Origin of the sequence: Rhizobium laguerreae, assembly GCF_019778565.1 — a bacterium.
Lineage (GTDB): Bacteria > Pseudomonadota > Alphaproteobacteria > Rhizobiales > Rhizobiaceae > Rhizobium > Rhizobium laguerreae.
In genome coordinates, this window is the sequence record NZ_JAAXQT010000010.1 from 145,950 (window position 1) to 161,181 (window position 15,232).

Genomic DNA, 15,232 nt, shown 5'->3' on the forward strand with positions numbered 1-15,232 from the left:
ATGACCTGCTGTGCGTCCATTGCGTTGTCGCTCCACGAGCCCGGATCAAGAAGGCCGGGTGTGGACGAGATCGCGTTGGCAAGCAGGGATTTGGGCAATGGTCTTAGGCAGATCACGTTGTCCGTTCCGGACATGCGATGCGGTTCATGCATGGCACTTCTGGAATCGACTCTTGGCAAGCACCCCGAAGTTCACATGGCGCGCGCCAATCTCACGGCAAAGCGTGTAACCATCCATTGGCAAGCGGAAAATGGTTCGCCACCCGATTTTGCCGCTCTGATCGGAACGATCGGTTACACGGCCGTCTTGCCGGCGGAAGGCCGCGATCAACCGGACGGTGAGGTGTCAGGCCTGCTGCGCGCGCTGGCAGTCGCCGGCTTTTGCTCAATGAACATCATGGTGCTGTCGGTATCGGTCTGGGCGGGTGCGGACCCGGCAACACGTCAGACGCTCCACCTGATGTCGGCCGCGCTCGCACTACCGGCCGTGATCTACTCCGGGGCGACATTCTACCGGTCGGCGTGGCGGGCGCTCGTGCACGGTCGGGCCAACATGGATGTGCCGGTCAGCATCGGCGTGCTGCTCTCGTTCGGTCTCAGCGTATACGACACGTTCGCCGAAGGACGGCAAGCCTACTTCGAGGCCAGTACCTCGCTACTCTTCGTTTTGCTCGTCGGACGCACGCTGGATCATCTGATGCGAAGGAAGGCACACTCGGCGGCGACGGCGCTGGCCGAGATGATGCCGAAAGGCTCGAATGTGATACGCGCGGACGGACGGATCGAGTATGTTCCGCTGAACGAAATCGCGCCCGGAACCCGCACTCTGATTGCAGCCGGCGATAGAATTCCAGCCGACGGGACGATTCTCTCCGGCCAGTCGGAACTTGACCGTTCATTGCTGACGGGTGAGAGCCGTTGGGAGACGGTTGGACCGGGCGGACAGGTTCGCGCGGGAGATTTGAACGTCGGCCATCCCCTGACCGTCGAAGCCACCGCCGCACCGGGAGATTCGACCGTCGCCGAGCTGCATAGGATGTTGGAAGCCGTCGAGGACGGCCGGTCTGAATACCGGATACTCGCCGACAGGGCCGCGCGTCTCTATGCCCCCGTTATCCACGGACTGTCGGTGCTGACATTCCTTTCGTGGTTTGCGGTGACACAGGACATCCACCTCTCCCTGACGATTTCGATTTCGGTCTTGATCATTGCCTGCCCATGTGCGCTGGGGTTGGCGGTTCCGATGGTTCAGGTCGTTGCAGCACGCAGATTGTTCATCTGGGGTATCGTGGCACGGGACGGATCGGCATTGGAACGGCTGGCGGAAATCGACACCGTCGTTTTCGACAAGACCGGTACGCTGACGCAATACGAGCCGACGCTGTTGACCGGGAACTGGACCGGACCACTGGAATTTTCACTGGCTGCGTCGCTGTCGCGGTTTTCGAGCCATCCGATGTCGAGAGCGATCGCGAATTACGCCTCACGGCGTGAGTGGGAGGCCCTCGCGCTTGATGACGTCAGGGAAATACCCGGCAACGGTCTCGAGGCGTCTTTCCGAGGGGAAGTTTATCGACTTGGGCGAGCGGCATGGGCGGCGAGCGACAATGCAGATGACCTGACTGCCGCAGCTTCTACTGTCGTCCTGACGCGACAGGGAGAAATCCTCGCCTCTTTCGTTTTTGGAGAGAAGGTTCGTGCCGGGTCGGCGATGGCGGTGCAGTTCTTGAAGAGCCGCGGCATCGCCGTCGAAATGCTGACGGGCGATGTCCCCGAAGCGGCTCTTGCAGTGGCACGGGAAGTCGGCATCGACTCGGTAAAAGCAGCAGTCCTCCCCAAGGACAAGGCCGAGGCGATCGAGGCGTTGCGCAGTGTCGGTTGCAAGGTGATGATGATTGGTGACGGAATAAACGACGCGGTCGCGCTGAAGACCGCGCATGTTTCCATGGCTCCGGCGTCAGGAAGCGACATCGGTCGCAGCGCCGCCGATTTCATCCTGCTCAACGGAGACATGGACGGAATAAAGGTCGCGCTGACGACGGCGGGTCGTGCGGCCGTGCTGATCCGCCAAAATTTCGCTTTGGCTATTGTCTACAATGCGTGCAGCATTCCTCTCGCGCTGTTGGGCTATGCCAGCCCGCTCATCGCCGCGATAGCGATGTCGACATCGTCCATACTGGTCGTCGCGAATGCGATGAGGCTTGAGATCGGCGGCACGCCACCAGAGCGGGAAATGCGGCGGATAAACTGGTCGGGAGTGGGATAAATGAGCGCATTGTCGTTTCTGATACCCATAGCTCTGTTCATGGGCATCGCCGGGCTTGGCGCCTTCCTTTGGTCCCTGCGCAACGGTCAGTACGAAGATCTGGATGGCGCGGCAGAAAGGATATTGTCCGAAAAGGACGACAAGCCTCTAGGCGGCTGAAGATCGATCGTAAATGCTTTGAAGGAGGGTCGAATGGAAGACACGGATAGTCAGTCTCCGCCGGTTGAACATCATGCCGCCCAAGCGTCACGCATCCGTAACATTGACCCATCAGAGGCTGTGACGGGGGTTGCCATTGTCTTGGGCATCCTTGGCGGAGCACTCGGCGTCGTTTGCACGTTGTTCCTGGCCGATGCATCCAGTGTTGGCTCCTGGATCGCCTACTGCCTCATTGCGGCGTTGGCGGGCGGCTCTGCAGGGATCGTCGTTGGCGGAATGTTTGGAGCTATTTTCGGGGTAATCAGGGGAGTGACGATACCCGCGCGCTGGGATCACAAGAGCTAAAGAGGTCAACCCGTTTGTGCGGTACGAGTGAGTCGGAATTGAAGAAGGGTTTCTTTGACCGAGGCAAATGCGTGGTGCGGGTGCCACGGTTTTGAGACCTTGATCTAAATCTCATATGGCGGAGGTTGCCGTTCGAGGCCTAGTCCGAAAACGATAGCTCTTGGCAGTTGATCCCAGATTATAGGTCCTAACCCTAGAGAATCAGAGAATGCGGCCGCTCTTCAGCACATGTTCGACGCCGCTTTGAACGTGCCGTCTGACGACGTCGGTCGCACCAGCGACGTCGCGCCGGATGGAAAGCTCAAACAAAAGCCTGTGGTCATCGACGACGGGCTTGCCGCGAAAACTTTCGGCCAGCATATGGTAGCGGAGAAAGCGGTCGAAGACGGACGACAATGTCGCCATCAGCGTCGCTGAATTGCAGGCCGAGACGATCGCCTGATGGAACTCCCAGTCGTATCGGACCCAGTCAACGGTCCGCGAGACGTCGCCCGCGAGAAGCTTGCGTTCAGCGGCAGCCAGCCTGTGATGGGCGGCGACGATGCGCCCTTCCCATTCGAGATTTCCGGCAGCGAAGGCAAGGCCGATCGCATGTGTTTCCAGAACGATCCGGAGGTCGGCGAGTTCGAGGAGTTCGCGGCGCGAAGCGGGGCTGACTTCGAAACCACGCTGCCCCTCGGCGACGACGAGGTTTTCCGTGGTCAGGCGGCTCAGGATTTCGCGCAGCGATGAAATGCCGATGGAGTAACGCTCCTTTGCCTGCTCCAGCTTGATCTTGGCCCCCGGCGGCAATGTCCCCGATATGATATCCTCGCGGATCTGCCGGAAGACGACATCGCTTACTGTTTCAGCCGGATCGTGGACTTGCTTGAGCATGGCTTTCCTGGTTCGCCGAAATGCAATTTATGTGGTGGACCTAAAGCTCGAGAAAAACGTCGGGATCATTTCTATTTCAGCGTCCCTCTCGCCAGCGCATGTTCGACCCCGCCTTGAATATGCAGGACAAGCACCCGCTTGGCCGTCTCTGCGTCACGTCGCAATGCCGCATCCAAAAGCTGCTGATGTTCATTGGCCGCGACATCGCCTCGATAGGACAAGGCAACCATCTGATATCTGAGATATCTGTCGAAGATCACCGAATGCGTCTCCATCAGCAATTTCGACCCGCAGGCGGATATCAGTGCTTGATGGAACTCCCAGTCGTAGCGCTTCCAGTCCTCGGCCCGGCTGGTGTCGCCGGAGGCCATCACCTGTTCCATCCGCGCCAATTTGTAATGCGCCGAGACCAGCGGTGCCTCCCACTCCACATCTCCATGCACGAAGGACTGCTCCAGCGCATGTGTTTCCAGCAGAAGCCTCAGCGCCGCCGTCTCCTTGAGGTCTGAAACCGACACGGGGGACACTTCGAAACCTTTCTGCCCCTCCGCGAGGACAAGTCCCTCGGAAGACAGCCGGTTCAGCACTTCCCGAAGTGTGCTGATGCTGGTCTCGTAGGCCTCCTTCAGGCTTTCCAGCTTCAATTTTTGTGCGGGAGCCAGCCGGCCAAAAATGATGTCGGCCCGAATGCGCCTGTAGCTGCTCTCGGCAATGGTCTCGTTGATAGCCGGCTGCAACATGGCGATTCTCTTATATTTCCTGTATCGTCTGATATATCGCTTTCTGGCATTCTCAATCAAGGAAACATTCGCAGGATGGGAACTCCATTTTCCTCAGATGATGCGGGTTTTCCCAGAGAACGCGGAGGGTCGGGTCGGCAGGGCCTGAACACAATAAACGTGCCCCATGCTTGCGAGCGACTGACCCTTTGGCGCCAGTTTTCGTGCTGCTCTTTGAATTCGACTTTCGGCTAAACTTGGCGACAATTGTTTTTTCAATCGCGCGCAACCATCTTATAGGCATGACTTACGGGAAAATGTCCCCACCCTCAGCAGCGCGTTTACCGAAAACCAACCATACTGGCTTGCTTTCCGAGCCGAAAGCCGATTGCTTAGGAAAATCTACTTCTTCTTCCGCTAGCGGTTGGGAGAATACAAAGGGGAACAGACAAACCCGTGGAATTCTGCTGCTTCGCATAGAGACGAACTATGACTACGATGGCGATGCGGGAAGGCCGGTTTGAAGAACGATGACGACAGAACTGTTTCAGGTAAAATTTTGGGGCGTCCGCGGCAGTATTCCCGTGTCAGGTCCCGAGTTCGATCGCTACGGCGGTAACACCTCCTGCATCGAGATTCGCTGCGGAGAACATCGGATGATCTTCGACGCAGGCTCCGGCCTGCGCGAGGCCGGGCTGTCGATGCTCGCCGACAGCGTCAGCGACGTCGACCTGTTTTTCAGCCACTGCCATTACGATCACATCATCGGCCTGCCTTTCTTCAAGGCAATCTATTATCCGTCGATCAACGTCAACATCTGGTCCGGCCATCTCGATGGCAAGATGAGCACCCGGGAAATGGTCGAGCAGTTCATCAGCCCGCCCTGGTTTCCGGTCAAGACAGATATCTGTCAGGCGACGATGAATTTCAGCGATTTTCATGCCGGTCAGGTGCTGAACCCGCGCCCGGGCATCGAGATCAAGACCTTCATGCTGAACCATCCAGGTGGGGCGATTGGTTACCGCATTGAATGGCAGGGCCGTTCGATCGCTCTTATCTACGATATAGAACACACACCCGGCTCCTACGATCCGGTCGCGCTCGAGATGATGCAGGACGCTGATCTCGTCGTCTACGATTGCACCTACAATGAAGACGAGATGCAGCGTTTCAAGGGCTTCGGCCATTCGACCTGGCAGCATGGCACCGAGCTTGCGAAGATGGCAGGCGCCAAGCGCTTCGCGCTCTTTCACCACGCCCCTTCCCGGACGGACGAGCAGCTGGCGCAGATGGAAGCGCAGGCCCAGGTCGCCTTCCCCGAATCTTTTGCCGCGCGCGACAATCAGGTCGTGGTGATCTAGCAAGCCGCTGAAGGCCGCCCGCCTTCGTCTTGTGCAGTCCGAAGCTCTTCGGCAGAGAGCCTATCGATCGGACTGAGCAGGCTTGCGACGTCTCGAGGGAACAGATGCGGGGCCAGACCGTTTTCCCGGCAGCGCAAAATCAACGAAAACAGGCTCAGTCATGACCGTGCTTTCCGGAAAGTGTCTCTGTGGGCAGGTGCGCATTTCCGTCCGAGGCGAACCCTTACGCGTTGGGATCTGTCATTGCACGGACTGTCGGCGCGAAAGCGGTTCGGCCTTTACCTTCTATGGCATCTGGCCGGCCGCCCAATTCGAACATTCAGGGCAAACCGCCGCGTTTCAAGGTCGGAATTTCTGCACAAGTTGCGGTTCGCGCCTGTTTTCCGCCGATGATCATGAGGCCGAAATCAAGCTTGGCATCCTCTCCGAGGCGCCGACGCCGCTTGTGCCGAGCTACGAACTCTGGATCAAACGCCGCGAGCCGTGGCTGCGGCCGGTCGAAGGCGCCGAGCAGTATGACGAAGACCGAAAATGAAGAACGGTTCCGAGGAGGTTGCCGTGGCCACTCTTGTCCGACATCGCTGGATGACTGTTGCCGGCGTCGAAACATTTTACCGCGAGGCCGGCCGGGAAGATGCGCCGGTGTTGTTGCTGCCGCATGGATATCCCTGCTCATCCTATGAATTTCGCAATCTCATGCCGCGCCTTGCCGACCGCTGGCGCCTGATTGCGCCGGATTTCCCGGGTGCGGGCTACAGCGGCACGCCTGACGATTTCGACTACAGCTTCGATGGATACGCTGCCTGGCTGGAGGCCTTTGTCGCTGCGATGAATCTCGACCGGTTCGTCCTCTACCTCCACGATTTCGGCTCGCCGATCGGTGCCCGGTTGGCGATCAGCGCCCCACAGCGCATCGCGGGGCTGATCATCCAGAACGGCGATATCCCCTATGAGGATGCCCTTGGACCGAAATATGCGGATATCGAAGCGACGTGGACGCTTCCGAGATCGGAGATGAGGAAGGCGCTGGCGGAGGCAATCAGCGAGGAGACTTTCAAGGAGGAGTTCCTCAACGATCTGCCGCCTCCGCTCACCGATACGATTCCGCCCGATCTCTGGAAGCTGCATTGGTCGCTGATCACGCCTCGGCGCAAGGAAATCGCCACGGACCTGATCGCCGGACTGAAGGAGAACCGGGCCTGGTTTCCCGAACACCGCAAATACCTCAGCGAATACCGGCCGCCCACCTTGATCGTCTGGGGTCCGAACGACCACTACATGCCGGAAAAATCGGCGCGGGCCTATCTGCGCGATCTGCCGGATGCCGAACTCCATCTGCTCGGCGGCGGCCACTGGCTGCTCGAGACGCATCTCGACGACGTCGTGGCACTCATGCGCGAGTTCCTTGAACGGGTTCACGCGCCTGAGCCTTGAGAAGTGCCGACGCCGGCGACCAGCAGACGGCGGGATGCGGGGCCGTCATCGCAAACAAGGCTGACAGAAAATCCCATGCGGCCGCGTCATGCACCAGGTGGTGCGTGAGCACGCCGATCGGCTCGTCGCTGCCGGCAAACCGGTCGTCAAGCTCCGCCACCAGTTCGGCCACCAATTCCGCCTCGCTCCGTCCGCCGCGCGTGCCGTGCCAGTCGATGATGTCGACATGGGTGTTGAGCAGCGGCATCGGCCCATCCTGCTTTGCCCGCCCATAGACTGAAAGGGCAGCAAATCCGAGGCCGGGCAGCGCCGGGATCAGGGTCGCATCGATCCGGTTCCACGGCGGCACCAGCACTGGCAGGAAGCGAGCCGGATGCAGCCGCTCCAGCAACCGGAACCCTTCGCCCAATTCGCCGAGCACAGCCCCCGCCGGCCGGTCGCCGCCGAGTTCCTGCTTCTTCCGCTCCGGCCCCGCGTAATTCGTATGAGACCAACCATGCACCGAGACCGCGACGCCCGCCTCCTCCGCCAGCCGCAGGGCCAGGGCCTCGCCGGTCAGGCCGGGAATGACGGCAAGCGCCAGCGGCACCCCGGATTCGCCAGTCAGCGCCAGCAGCGTCTCCAGATCAGGCGTCGGCTCGACGGCGTCGTCATCCCGCAGCCAGAACCGCGCCACGCGGCCGGCGGCCTGCCAGCGGTCAAGCTCGCGGTGCAGGGGGTCCCAGGCTATCCCGTCGCTCATCGCGTCACTCCTGTTGCTGCATTGTCCCGCAAAATTCCGTTCAAGTCCTGCGCCGCCATCGCAAGCGAGCGTTGCCCAAGCACCAAGCGCCGCGCCGCCTGCGCCATGGCGTCGCGCCTCTGCCTGTCGTCAAGCAGGGCAGCCACGGCCTCGGCATAGGCGGCGACATCGCCATCCGGCGTCAGCAGGCCGGTTACGCCAGCCTCGACCACCGCGGGCACGCCCGCCGTTTCCTGCGCGACGACGGGCAGGCCGGCGGCCTGGGCCTCCAGATAGGCAAGACCATAGGCCTCGCCGCAGCCGGGCCAGACATAGAGGTCGCCGCGTCCGAGCAATGCGGCGATCTCGACGGCATTGCGCTCACCCAGCCATTCGATGCGACCGGGAAGACCAGCAAACAGCGCCTGCACCTCCTGGCGCATCGGCCCATCGCCGATGACGGCAAGCGTCCAGGGCCGGTCTTCGATCAGTCGCACCGCCTTTGCGAGCATCGCATAACTGTCCATCTTGTCGCCGGCCCGCATCATCGCGACCGTCATCAGCCGGCGCGGACCGGGTACCGGCGACGCCTTTTCGAACAACGCCGTGTCGATGAAGGGTTTCAGCCCGGCAAGCCGCGCTTGCGGAAAGGCGGCGGCAAGCCCAGCCTGATCGCGTTCGGTGAAGCTGATATTGACCGCCGCCTGCATGATCGCCTCACCCACCAGCTTCTGGGCAGTGGCCCAGCCGGTCCGGTCGCGTTTTGCCGCATAGGAGGCTTCGGCGGTGACATAGGGAATGGCGAATTCGGCGGAGATAACAGGCCCGAACGGATCGGGCGATTTGTAATAGGGGTGGTAGCAGAACCAGAGTTCCGGCCGCGGCGCGGATTGCCATGCCAGCCGCAGCCGCTGCAGTTCGGCGCCGGTGGCGGGTTCGAGCGCCGCTGCCGCCTCCGGTGTCGTCGCATAGGTGCGGAATTCGGAGGCGATGTCGACCTCATGCCCGCCAAGCTCCAGCGCCCGGATCAACAGCCGCGCCATCAGCCGGTCGCCTGAGGGCACCGGATGGTTCGGCGATTTCATCGGCGCGTAGAAAGCCACCCGCATTGGCACACCTCAGGTAAGACACACTGTTTACAACTTTCGCGCCGGTCGGGAAAATTCCGCTATTGTCCCTTTGCCGAAAACTTGCGCATAAACATATGGAATGTGATCGCGATCGAAGCAATTCCGCCTCTTTGCCAATCTCTATGGGCGTGCGGTTACATCGACAAGAACGGGAATGAATGACGACGGTCTCGGCCACAGGGATTTTTTCGGAGCGTACGATCAGAAGGGCGAGGCTCGGTTCCGGCCTCGTCATTTTTGTCTTCGTCCTGCTGCATTTGTCGAACCATGCGATTGGCCTGATTTCCGTCGCCGCCGCCGACAAGGCCGCCCATCTTTTCCTGGCGATCTGGCGTAATCCCCTGGGGACCGCCGTCTTCTATTCGTCGGTGCTCATCCATATCGCGCTGGTGCTGCGCGCCATATACATGCGCCGCAGCCTGGTGATGCCGAAGGGGGAAATGGCCCAGATCGTGCTCGGCCTGATGATCCCGCTGCTTCTCTTCGATCATGTCATCGGCACGCGCATCGCCCACGAGTTCTACGGCTACATTGACGACTACGAGACGGTCGTCGGTTCGCTGTGGATCAAATCTCCGGCGAATGGCGCGCGGCAGGCGCTCGCCCTCGTCGCCGTCTGGATCCACGGCTGCATCGGCATCCATTTCTGGCTGCGCTACCGCTCCTGGTATCCGGACTTCGCACCGCTCATGCTGGCGCTCGCCATCCTCGTGCCGGTGCTCGCGCTGCTGGGCTTCGTCGAAATGGGCCGGACGCTCGCCGACCCTTCCTACCAGCAGTCAATGACGGTCAGCACTTACAAGGAGGGCGTCAACACCCGTTACGCCTCGAACCCGGAAGTTCACCGTCAGATCGCCATGATCCGCGCCGGGCTCTACGGCGCCTTCTCGGCCTCGCTGCTCATCGTCGTCGCCGCCCGCGCCCGGCGCAAGCTGAAGGAGCGGCTCGACCAGGTCACCGTGAATTATCCGGGCGGCGAGGTCATCCGTGTGCCGCGCGGCTTCTCGGTGCTGGAAGCGAGCCGGCTCGGCGGGCTGCCGCATTATGCCGTCTGCGGCGGCAAGGGCCAGTGCTCCACCTGCCGCGTGCAGATCCTTGGCGATTACGAAAGCCTGCCTGGCCCCGACAAGATGGAACAGACGACGCTGAAGCGCATCAATGCCGGCCCGGATGTCCGGCTCGCCTGTCAGCTTCGTCCGAACCGCGATGTTGCCGTCGCGCCGCTTCTCGTACCGGCGATCGAAGCGGCCCTTCCCGCCAACAGCCAGGAGACGAGCCCCGGGCGCGAGCGCGAGATCGCCGTGCTCTTCGTCGATATCCGCCATTTCACCACGCTCACGGAAACCCGCCTGCCCTTCGACGTGGTCTTCCTGCTGAACCGCTATTTCGCCATCATCGGCAAGGCGGTGGAGCAGTCGGGCGGGCGGCTCGACAAGTTCATCGGCGACGGCGCCATGGCGCTCTTCGGCCTCAACACCGCACCGGAGGAAGCTTGCCGCCAGGCGCTTAACGCGGCGGCATCGATCGTCGCCGAGATCGAGAAACTGGCCGCCGAGCTGGCCGACGAACTGGCGCTGCCGCTGCGCATCGCGATTGGCATTCACACCGGCCCGGCCGTCGTCGGCACGATGGGATACGGCCGGGTGCGCAGCATGACGGCGATCGGCGATACCGTGAATGTTGCGAGCCGGCTCGAGACCGCCGCCAAGGAGTTCGAGGCGGCGATCGTCATCTCCGAACCGGTGGCGAGCCTTTCGGGTGCTGATCTTTCCGGCATCGAAAGCCGTGAAATCAGTGTGCGCGGCCGGGCGCTGCCCTTGAAAGTTTACGTGATTCCGAGAGAGAAAGCGGCAGAACCGCTCGAAGGAAAAACCTGATGCCCGGCAAGCCCTGGCTGACCGCCAAATACTGGAGCCGCCGGCTGCGCAAGGCGCGCAATGCGGCCGCTTCGCGCTTCTTCGACACCCGCTTCGGCCGCCGCCTGCTGATCGAGAATATCGGCCCGCGCGTCGTCTCGATGACGGTCGATGCCGGCGACCATCTCATGACCTTCTCTCCCGCCGACTATATCGGCCGCAAGGTGTTCCGGAAGGGCCATTTCGAGCGCGAGGCCGTCGACCGGCTGATCGTCATCCTGCGCGAGCGCGGCCTTTTGCGAAAGAACGCAACGCTGCTCGAGATCGGCGGCAATATCGGCACCCAGACCGTCTATTTCGCGCTCAGCGACACTTATGCCCATATGATCAGCATCGAGCCCGATCCACGCAATTTCCCGCTGCTTCAACTTAACATCCGCCAGAACCGGCTGGAGGAGAAGGTCCGGCTCGTCAACTGCGCCGCCGGCGAGTACGAAGGCGAGATCGACTTTTTTCTCAACCTCAACAACCACGGCAAGAGCAGCGCCATCCGCCAAAGCCCGACAGACAAGAAGATCAGCGTGCCGGTGAAACCGGTTTCCGAGATCCTTGCCGGTCTTTCGATCGACCCGGCCGTAATCGGCCTCGTCTGGATGGACATCGAGGGCTACGAGCCGGTCGCCTGCCGGTCGATGCAGCCGCTGCTTGCCCGCCGCGTGCCGCTCTACATGGAATTCACGCCGCTCTTCTACGGGCGTGAGGGAACGAAGGCCTTCGTCGGCATGCTGTCGGGTTTCTACGAGGACTGCCTCGTCCTCTTCGAAGACCGCGAGGTGGAGATGAAGGTTCGCGACCTGCCGGGCGATGTCGATCAGTACAACGTGCTGTTCCTACCTTGAAGTGGGTCGCAATCTTTCAGGCTCGCTTGCCGCGCTTTAGGTCATCGATTTTGCGCATTTCATAATCGCGAAGTCCAAGTAACACTTTCGCGCGACCCGCCCTAGATTTTTGATCGCGAAATGCACGCAATATTGGTATCGCCAGGCGTTCCACGCGGAAAACTTGCTCAAAGGGTGCCCGGCCAGCGACTGGATACGAAAGCATCCTAACGACCATATTTTGATCAGCAGCGGATGGTCACGCCCCGGCGTCAATAGTGATCCATCCGAGCGCCTTGTAACACCCACCTCATCATGCGCCGCATTCACAACCAGCCTGTTGACGCCATGAGATGAAGCGAAGGCTTGAGCGTTCGGCCAGTCTCTTTGCTGTCCATGTGATGCGAGAATTGGATTTGCCAATTGGCAACAATATGCTATCTTTCTGCCAGAAAGAGAGGATGCCATGCGGCTTCAACCTGTTGCTTCGACTCCCTTTAACAGAACATCGGCTGAAATCACCGATTTGGAAGCAGGGGCGCTCGCCCGCACGACGGTAAACCTCTTCAATGCCTGGAAGCTCACGGAGGCCCAGGCTTGCACCTTGCTCGGAGGTTTGTCAGCCCGCACATGGGCACGGTGGAAAGAAGGCAAGGTGGGACGTGTCGATCGGGACCTGAAAATGCGGATGGCTCACCTGATGGGTATCCACAAGGGAGTGCGACATCTGTTTAAGGATCCATCAAGGGGATATGAGTGGATCAAAGCACCCAATACGGCCTTTGGCGGCAAGTCGGCACTGGACGTGATGCTTCAGGGCGAGCTGTCTGATCTTGCCGTGATGCGTGAATGGCTCGATGCGGAACGGAGCGCATGGTAAGTGGCCTTGCTGTCCGCGCCCATGTACAGTGGCCTAAAACCTACCGCATCATTAGATCGATCCATCCGCCAATCGATTTGTTCGAGGACATCGCCGACCCCCGCGACTGGGAGGCCCTTGTGGCCGTCGAGGCGAAAACCAATCCGCGCATTCGATTTGAGGTGGGCGATCTTGGAAAGGTGCCCGCGAACCGTCGCGTTTCGGGCACCGGCGCTAGTTATGTAATGGCCCCCTTCGTCCATTGCTCAACGGGGCGGCCGGGACGCTTCACGGACGGAAGCTATGGTATCTACTATGCAGGCGAAAGTGAAGAAGTCGCTGTCGCCGAAACAATACATCATCATCAGAAGTTCATGAGCTCAACGCCCCAACGTCCCGGGTGGACATCGGACTTTCGTGTCCTGGTGGGCAGCGTGGACCGAGGACTAGACGACGTGAACGCGGTGCCTGGCGCCCTGCATCCGGACGATTACACCGCTTCCCAGATCGAGGGACGCGAACTTCGTGCAGCGGGAAGCGATGGTCTCTTGTGGAACAGCGTTCGAATGCCCGGGCAACGTTGTATCGGCATTTTCTGGCCGGACGCCATCGCCATTCCTGTGCAAGGGCGGCATTACTGCTATCACTGGAACGGCATGCGGGTGGATTTCGTGCGTCAGTACGACACCGGGGCGGTACTGGCGGTAACTTAACCGGTAGCTGTGGCAATTGCTCCATATTGCCGGATTTGTGTGTTCGAGCGGTAATCAGGCGGTTCCGCGCCGCATGAAAGCAAAAGCGTTGAGATTTTCAGTTCGGCTAAGCGATGGGACCTGACCTGCTGGGGGAACTTTCACCCGCTTGACGTGCTGTTTCCGCCTTATGCGGCCGACGACATGACCAGCGACTGATGGCAGTGCACGCCGGCGAGCACGCCTGAGGCGGAGGCGAGCGTGGCATTGTGCATGGCGCTAGCCGCATCGCCGGCGGCAAAGACACCCTTGACGGTGGTTTCCTTGTTGTCGGCGACCCGAATGATTGGCCCGAACGGGCCGTCGTCGAAGGCGCAGCCGAGCTGTTCGGCAACCGGGCTCGCCATCGTCGTTTTCGGCGCGACGAAGACGGCATCGAGCGGCACGATGCGGCCATCGGCGAGGCGAACCGCCTCAAGCTTCGGATTGTCGCCCAACAATTCCACGATAGGGCTGCGTTCGATCCGGACGCCACGGGCCGTCAGCTTCACCAATTGCTCTTCATCGGGCTCGAACAGCGCCTGGGTGAAAAAGGTCGTTGCGCCCCAATCCGGGATCATCATGGCAGAATGGGCCGAATGCGGATGGTTTGCGAGAACGCCGAGCTTGCCGCCACCGACCTCAAAACCGTGGCAATAGGGGCAGTGCAGCGCCGAGCGGCCCCATCGCTCCTTGAGGCCGGGGATTTCGGGCAGCGTGTCGCTGACGCCGGTTGCAAGCACGATGCGCGCAGCTCGTTCTTCGCCGCCGTCTTCGGTGCCGACGATGAACGCGTCACCATCGCTGTGCGCTCGGACGACTTTTCCCTCGCGGATGGCGATGGTCGGATAAAGCGAAAGCTGCCGCTTTCCCTCCTGCATGATCGCGGCCGGCGTTTGGCCGTCCTGCCCCAAGAACCCATGCGAGGCTTCAGAAAACCGGTTGCGCGGCGCGCCGGCATCGACGAGCAGCACGCGCAGCCGTGCCCGGACCAGCTGCATCGCTGCCGACAAGCCGGCGAAATTTCCGCCGATGACGATGGCTTCAAACGACATGGAACTCTCCCTTGATATCGAACTCATGACTCAACATAAGTTACATGACACGCCGGCGTCAAGCATCATGTTACTTGTCTTGTTACAAGCCGCTTGCGATAATGACCCGCCCAATCGACAGGAAGAGAACGATGCGCAATGACAGCCGCCTTTCACGCATGCTGCACGTGCTGATCCACATGGATAAGCACCAGCATTCGGCGACCTCCGATATGATCGCGAAAATGCTGAACACCAATCCCGTCGTCGTGCGCCGCACCATGGCCGGCCTTCGCGAACAGGGTTACGTCCGCTCCGAAAAAGGCCATGGCGGCGGCTGGACTCTGGTGCGTCCCTTGTCTGAGATCACCCTGCTCGATGTCTACCGCGCCATCGGCGAACCGCATCTCTTCGCCATTGGCCCGGCCGACGACCAGCCGCAATGCCTGGTGGAACAGGCGGTGAATGTCGCTCTCGGCGACGCGATGAAGGAGGCCCAGGCCCTGCTGCTGCAGCGGTTGGACAGCGTGACGCTCGACAAGATCGCCGCCGACTTCGAAGAAAAACTGACCGCCCGCCCCGCCACATCCTATTCCTGCGCCTCATGAGCGGGGTGACCCGCGGTAGAGGAAATAACGGCCTTTCTTGATGCCGTTTTCGGCGGACGGGCCGGCCGAACCCTCTCTTCGCAACCGCACAAGCTGTGTCGTTTCCGCATCACCTTCCGTAAGGTTGCAAATATCCGCTTGGCAATGGCGAATTGCTTCGGTACAAAACGCTCACCGCTTTAGTTCGAACATAGGGAGGCGTTGCATGACACCAGCAATCATCGAAACCTTCCCGCACGGAATGTCCCGACACTAG

Annotated in this window: 16 protein-coding genes; 11 read left to right on the forward strand and 5 right to left on the reverse strand. The window is 60.6% G+C overall.

What is annotated here, in order from left to right; translation table 11 throughout:
* From HFO71_RS27495 to HFO71_RS27505, 3 genes are read left to right on the forward strand one after another with little or no spacing between them, the layout of a single operon-like run.
* A complete protein-coding gene (locus HFO71_RS27495; RefSeq protein WP_077979927.1) occupies positions 1-2,265 on the forward strand; it encodes a heavy metal translocating P-type ATPase in 2,265 nt (754 codons plus the stop codon).
* Positions 2,266-2,424, forward strand: a complete 159-nt coding sequence (ccoS, locus tag HFO71_RS27500; protein ID WP_028740460.1) for a cbb3-type cytochrome oxidase assembly protein CcoS — start codon at positions 2,266-2,268, stop codon at positions 2,422-2,424. It begins immediately after the preceding gene.
* 33 nt (positions 2,425-2,457) lie between these two features.
* Positions 2,458-2,769 carry a hypothetical protein gene (locus tag HFO71_RS27505; protein WP_077979928.1) on the forward strand — a complete coding sequence of 104 codons (312 nt, stop codon included), beginning with the start codon at positions 2,458-2,460 and terminating at the stop codon, positions 2,767-2,769.
* Between the two features lie 201 nt (positions 2,770-2,970).
* On the opposite strand, the gene HFO71_RS27510 is transcribed toward HFO71_RS27505, so the two are convergent.
* Positions 2,971-3,645, reverse strand: a complete 675-nt coding sequence (locus tag HFO71_RS27510; RefSeq protein ID WP_077979929.1) for a GntR family transcriptional regulator — start codon at positions 3,643-3,645, stop codon at positions 2,971-2,973.
* 71 nt (positions 3,646-3,716) lie between these two features.
* Positions 3,717-4,385 (reverse strand): GntR family transcriptional regulator, encoded by a 669-nt coding sequence (locus HFO71_RS27515; RefSeq protein WP_221988663.1) that lies wholly within the window; start codon positions 4,383-4,385, stop codon positions 3,717-3,719.
* Positions 4,386-4,894: 509 nt separating this feature from the next.
* On the opposite strand from HFO71_RS27515, the gene HFO71_RS27520 reads away from it, so the two are divergent.
* From HFO71_RS27520 to HFO71_RS27530, 3 genes are all read left to right on the forward strand, one after another.
* Positions 4,895-5,725 (forward strand): MBL fold metallo-hydrolase, encoded by an 831-nt coding sequence (locus HFO71_RS27520; RefSeq protein WP_077979932.1) that lies wholly within the window; start codon positions 4,895-4,897, stop codon positions 5,723-5,725.
* A gap of 160 nt (positions 5,726-5,885) precedes the next feature.
* The gene (locus HFO71_RS27525) at positions 5,886-6,260 is read left to right on the forward strand and encodes a GFA family protein (protein ID WP_077979933.1); all 375 of its coding nucleotides are present in this window, start codon (positions 5,886-5,888) and stop codon (positions 6,258-6,260) included.
* Complete coding sequence (locus tag HFO71_RS27530; RefSeq protein WP_132613668.1) at positions 6,257-7,159, forward strand: alpha/beta fold hydrolase; 903 nt, start codon at positions 6,257-6,259, stop codon at positions 7,157-7,159. The genes HFO71_RS27525 and HFO71_RS27530 overlap by 4 nt, the downstream gene beginning before the upstream one ends.
* Here HFO71_RS27530 and HFO71_RS27535 read toward each other — a convergent pair.
* Together HFO71_RS27535 and HFO71_RS27540 are read right to left on the reverse strand one after the other, a co-directional pair.
* The gene (locus HFO71_RS27535; protein WP_077979935.1) at positions 7,116-7,901 is read right to left on the reverse strand and encodes a polysaccharide deacetylase family protein; all 786 of its coding nucleotides are present in this window, start codon (positions 7,899-7,901) and stop codon (positions 7,116-7,118) included. The genes HFO71_RS27530 and HFO71_RS27535 overlap by 44 nt on opposite strands.
* Entirely contained in the window at positions 7,898-8,989 is a 1,092-nt protein-coding gene (locus tag HFO71_RS27540) for a glycosyltransferase family 4 protein (RefSeq protein WP_077979936.1), read from the reverse strand. The genes HFO71_RS27535 and HFO71_RS27540 overlap by 4 nt, the downstream gene beginning before the upstream one ends.
* A 179-nt stretch (positions 8,990-9,168) precedes the next feature.
* On the opposite strand from HFO71_RS27540, the gene HFO71_RS27545 reads away from it, so the two are divergent.
* The 4 genes from HFO71_RS27545 to HFO71_RS27560 all read left to right on the forward strand — a co-directional run bounded on the left by HFO71_RS27545 (position 9,169) and on the right by HFO71_RS27560 (position 13,316).
* A complete protein-coding gene (locus HFO71_RS27545; protein WP_132613664.1) occupies positions 9,169-10,887 on the forward strand; it encodes an adenylate/guanylate cyclase domain-containing protein in 1,719 nt (572 codons plus the stop codon).
* A complete protein-coding gene (locus HFO71_RS27550; protein WP_077979938.1) occupies positions 10,887-11,765 on the forward strand; it encodes an FkbM family methyltransferase in 879 nt (292 codons plus the stop codon). The genes HFO71_RS27545 and HFO71_RS27550 overlap by 1 nt, the downstream gene beginning before the upstream one ends.
* A gap of 445 nt (positions 11,766-12,210) precedes the next feature.
* Positions 12,211-12,624: an MbcA/ParS/Xre antitoxin family protein gene (locus HFO71_RS27555; RefSeq protein ID WP_077979939.1), complete on the forward strand. Its 414-nt coding sequence runs from the start codon at positions 12,211-12,213 to the stop codon at positions 12,622-12,624.
* Positions 12,618-13,316: an RES family NAD+ phosphorylase gene (locus tag HFO71_RS27560; RefSeq protein WP_077979940.1), complete on the forward strand. Its 699-nt coding sequence runs from the start codon at positions 12,618-12,620 to the stop codon at positions 13,314-13,316. The genes HFO71_RS27555 and HFO71_RS27560 overlap by 7 nt, the downstream gene beginning before the upstream one ends.
* Positions 13,317-13,483: 167 nt before the next feature.
* Here the strand turns inward: HFO71_RS27560 and HFO71_RS27565 are convergent, their stop codons facing one another.
* The gene (locus HFO71_RS27565; RefSeq protein WP_221979790.1) at positions 13,484-14,389 is read right to left on the reverse strand and encodes an NAD(P)/FAD-dependent oxidoreductase; all 906 of its coding nucleotides are present in this window, start codon (positions 14,387-14,389) and stop codon (positions 13,484-13,486) included.
* 131 nt (positions 14,390-14,520) lie between these two features.
* Between HFO71_RS27565 and HFO71_RS27570 the strand changes: the two genes are divergently transcribed.
* Positions 14,521-14,976 (forward strand): Rrf2 family transcriptional regulator, encoded by a 456-nt coding sequence (locus HFO71_RS27570; protein WP_077979942.1) that lies wholly within the window; start codon positions 14,521-14,523, stop codon positions 14,974-14,976.
* The last annotated feature ends 256 nt before the right edge of the window (positions 14,977-15,232 follow it).

What these genes read in the sequence shown, in the direction of transcription:
- HFO71_RS27555 (WP_077979939.1), top strand. Translation starts at nt 12,211, where the DNA reads ATGCGGCTTCAACCTGTTGCTTCGACTCCCTTTAACAGAACATCGGCT.
- HFO71_RS27520 (WP_077979932.1), top strand. Translation starts at nt 4,895, where the DNA reads ATGACGACAGAACTGTTTCAGGTAAAATTTTGGGGCGTCCGCGGCAGT.
- HFO71_RS27550 (WP_077979938.1), top strand. Translation starts at nt 10,887, where the DNA reads ATGCCCGGCAAGCCCTGGCTGACCGCCAAATACTGGAGCCGCCGGCTG.
- HFO71_RS27565 (WP_221979790.1), bottom strand. Translation starts at nt 14,389, where the DNA reads ATGTCGTTTGAAGCCATCGTCATCGGCGGAAATTTCGCCGGCTTGTCG.
- HFO71_RS27535 (WP_077979935.1), bottom strand. Translation starts at nt 7,901, where the DNA reads ATGAGCGACGGGATAGCCTGGGACCCCCTGCACCGCGAGCTTGACCGC.
- HFO71_RS27505 (WP_077979928.1), top strand. Translation starts at nt 2,458, where the DNA reads ATGGAAGACACGGATAGTCAGTCTCCGCCGGTTGAACATCATGCCGCC.
- HFO71_RS27515 (WP_221988663.1), bottom strand. Translation starts at nt 4,385, where the DNA reads ATGTTGCAGCCGGCTATCAACGAGACCATTGCCGAGAGCAGCTACAGG.
- HFO71_RS27540 (WP_077979936.1), bottom strand. Translation starts at nt 8,989, where the DNA reads ATGCGGGTGGCTTTCTACGCGCCGATGAAATCGCCGAACCATCCGGTG.
- HFO71_RS27530 (WP_132613668.1), top strand. Translation starts at nt 6,257, where the DNA reads ATGAAGAACGGTTCCGAGGAGGTTGCCGTGGCCACTCTTGTCCGACAT.
- HFO71_RS27510 (WP_077979929.1), bottom strand. Translation starts at nt 3,645, where the DNA reads ATGCTCAAGCAAGTCCACGATCCGGCTGAAACAGTAAGCGATGTCGTC.
- HFO71_RS27570 (WP_077979942.1), top strand. Translation starts at nt 14,521, where the DNA reads ATGCGCAATGACAGCCGCCTTTCACGCATGCTGCACGTGCTGATCCAC.
- HFO71_RS27560 (WP_077979940.1), top strand. Translation starts at nt 12,618, where the DNA reads ATGGTAAGTGGCCTTGCTGTCCGCGCCCATGTACAGTGGCCTAAAACC.
- HFO71_RS27525 (WP_077979933.1), top strand. Translation starts at nt 5,886, where the DNA reads ATGACCGTGCTTTCCGGAAAGTGTCTCTGTGGGCAGGTGCGCATTTCC.
- HFO71_RS27545 (WP_132613664.1), top strand. Translation starts at nt 9,169, where the DNA reads ATGACGACGGTCTCGGCCACAGGGATTTTTTCGGAGCGTACGATCAGA.
- ccoS (WP_028740460.1), top strand. Translation starts at nt 2,266, where the DNA reads ATGAGCGCATTGTCGTTTCTGATACCCATAGCTCTGTTCATGGGCATC.
- HFO71_RS27495 (WP_077979927.1), top strand. Translation starts at nt 1, where the DNA reads ATGACCTGCTGTGCGTCCATTGCGTTGTCGCTCCACGAGCCCGGATCA.